Origin of the sequence: Nocardia farcinica, from assembly GCF_029867845.1 — a bacterium.
Lineage (GTDB): Bacteria > Actinomycetota > Actinomycetes > Mycobacteriales > Mycobacteriaceae > Nocardia > Nocardia farcinica_A.
The window spans coordinates 1-2,567 of sequence record NZ_JARWRU010000051.1; the positions used below are offsets into that span (position 1 = coordinate 1).

General features: G+C 70.9%; 4 protein-coding genes. 1 reads left to right on the forward strand and 3 read right to left on the reverse strand.

Annotated elements, in window-relative coordinates; all coding sequences use genetic code 11:
- On the reverse strand, positions 1-345 hold a 345-nt coding region (locus tag QH283_RS00805), incomplete at its 3' end, for a phosphoenolpyruvate carboxylase (RefSeq protein ID WP_280501098.1).
- Positions 346-486: 141 nt separating this feature from the next.
- Here QH283_RS00805 and QH283_RS00810 point away from each other — a divergent pair.
- Positions 487-981: a nitroreductase family deazaflavin-dependent oxidoreductase gene (locus QH283_RS00810; RefSeq protein WP_280501099.1), complete on the forward strand. Its 495-nt coding sequence runs from the start codon at positions 487-489 to the stop codon at positions 979-981.
- Between the two features lie 73 nt (positions 982-1,054).
- On the opposite strand, the gene QH283_RS00815 is transcribed toward QH283_RS00810, so the two are convergent.
- Both QH283_RS00815 and QH283_RS00820 read right to left on the reverse strand, forming a co-directional pair.
- Positions 1,055-2,083 carry a hypothetical protein gene (locus tag QH283_RS00815; RefSeq protein ID WP_280501100.1) on the reverse strand — a complete coding sequence of 343 codons (1,029 nt, stop codon included), beginning with the start codon at positions 2,081-2,083 and terminating at the stop codon, positions 1,055-1,057.
- A 46-nt stretch (positions 2,084-2,129) separates the two neighbouring features.
- Positions 2,130-2,567, reverse strand: a 438-nt coding sequence (locus QH283_RS00820; RefSeq protein ID WP_432420634.1) for a hypothetical protein, incomplete at its 5' end; no start/stop codon positions are given.

A 2,567-nucleotide genomic window follows, 5' to 3' on the forward strand; every position in this document is an offset into this window, starting at 1 on the left:
CGAGGAGGCCTGCGGCGTCTCGCCCGCGGCGACGTGCACGGCACGGCGGCGGTCGCGCTGGATGTCCTCGGCCAGATTGGCCAGCAGCACGAAGTAGGTGAAGGCGCGGATGAGCGGCAGGGCCACCTCGATGTCGACCGCACGCAGCATGTCGGCGACCGCGCTGCGGCCGACCTCCTCGCGGCGCACCCGGAACGCCTCCACCCTGACCCGTTCGATCAGATCGAAGACCTCGGGGCCCTCGTGGTCCCGGATGGTGTCGCCGAGCACGCCGCCGAGGAAGCGGATGTCGTCGCGCAGCGGCCTGGTGGCGTCCTGTTCGGTTTCGATCCGCGATCGGCTCATGCGCCCGACCCTACTGCCGCCAGGCGTTGCGGGCCCGCCCTGACGCGGGAGAATTGCACAGGAGTGCGCGCGGTCTCAGACCTGTGGATGAACGCCACCCGCGCACCCGACGACCGCTGATGATCTTTCTAGGATGACCGCATGTCCGAGGACGCAACCCGCACCGAACTGACCGCCACCGGCCGCTTCGCTCACTTCGCCAGCACCCGGCTCGCCGGCTTCACCAAGATGCAGAGCAGGCTGCACACCCGTCTCTACACCCGCTACGGCGGCACCCGCTTCGGAAAGTGGCTCGGCCGCCCGATCTTCAAGCTGACCGTGGTCGGCCGCAAGTCCGGGCAGCCGCGCTCGGTGGTGCTCATGTACGTGCCCGACGGCGAGGAACTGCTCGTCTGCGGCTCCAACGGCGGCACGCCGAAGCCGCCGAACTGGTGGCACAACCTGGTCGCCGCCGGACGGGCCGAGGTACAGGTCGGCGCCGAGAGCTGGCCGGTCACCGCACGCGTGGTCACCGACGCCCAGGAGTACGAGCGGCGCTGGCAGGTGCTGCTCGAGCACTACCCCGACTTCGCCACCTACCAGGCGCTCACCGAGCGCAAGCTGCCGATCGCCGTGCTCGCTCGCGCGGACTCCTGACCGCCGCGCGGCATCCGTTCCCGCTGCTCGCCGCCGTTCCGCGCGCCGCCGCCGGTTCCGCTGTCCGGCAGCGTCACCTGCCCGCTTCGGCGAGGATGGTGAGGACCGCCTCGGAGGTGTAGAACGGCTCGAGGCGTTCCCGGATCAGACGGGCGAGCACGCCGTCACGCTTGGCCGCCTCGACGACAGCGGGGCCGTAGCGCAGGATCTCGGCGGTCACGTCGTCGGCGGTCAGGCCGAGTTCGGGCAGCATGGCGGCCAGGGTGTAGCCGCCGTAACGCTCGTGGAAGACCTCAACGCACTGGGCGACCAGTTCACCGAAATAGCGCTTCTCCCTGGTGGTCACGGCGACCTCGTAGCAGAGCAGGACCAGTTCGTTGAGGTCGAGCTTGGTGAGGTACTCGCGCAGACCGCTGACCGGCTCGTCGGCGTGCAGGTCCCAGAACTCCATGGCGGCCGAGTGCACGGGCGCGTCGCGCAGCATCTCGCGGATGGCGTTGTTGGTGCGCTTGAGCGCGAACAGCGCGCCCTTGCCCGCGAGGTCGCCCACGAAGGTGTTGTCGGCGGCCTTCATGGCGCGGTTGGCGGCCGACTGGCCGAGCGACATGAGCGAGCCGACGCCGGGAATCTTCTCCGCCCGTTCACGATTGGCCTGCACGAAGTCGCTGATCAGCTTGTCGACGAATTTGGCGGCGACGGTGGCCACCAGCGGGGATTCGGTGAGCCGGTCCAGGATCCGCTCCTGGGCCTGGTGCATGCCGAGCACCTTCTCCAGCAGTTGTTCCACCGGCTCACGGTCGACCACCGAGCCGAGGGTGTCGGTGTCGTTGCCCGCGATGTGGTCGTAGATGGCGTCGGCGAAGACGCCGACCATGTCGGCCAGCACCGGGCTGCCGCCCATGAGGTCGACCACGGTGGCCACGGTCTGCTTGCCGTCCTCCGACGTGGCCACCTCGCCGAGCTGGACCGTCTCGGCGACGGCGAGCACGTCGGCGACGTCACGGGCGACCACCTCGGCGAAACGCTCACCGGTCACCTCGGCGAGCAGGAAGTCCACCTGTGCGTCGAGCAGTCGCTCGGCGATCGCGCGCGGTTCGGTCATCGAATCCACCCCTGGTCGGTCGGTCGGCCCGCCGGGATGGCGGGCCTCAGTCGGCGCTCTCGCCGCGCACCGACCGGCGGATGCGGTCGAGGCGTTCACGCGCGGCCTGCTCGCGCGCGGCGAATAGCTCGTCGGCGTCGCGGCCCGCCGGGGTCCGGCGATCGAGTTCGCGCATGCCCTCGGCGGTGCCGAAACGTCGGTCGACCTTATCGCGAACCGCGTCGAAGGTGGGCACCCCGGAGTCGGTGTAGCCACCGGCTCCCGGCGCAGGCGCCCCTGCCGCTCCGGGGAACAGAACCCCGCTGGGCTGGCCGGGAAGGGAACCCGCCGGATCGCCGATCGGCGGGGCAGTGGTGCTGGTCACATCGCCCGGGGTGTCGCCGCGGGGCAGCCGTTCGTGCTCGGCGAGCCCCTCGCCGCCCGGCCTCGGCGTCGCCGCGTCGGCGGGGATCTCGGCCAAGGCGGCGCGCACCGCGGCGAAGGC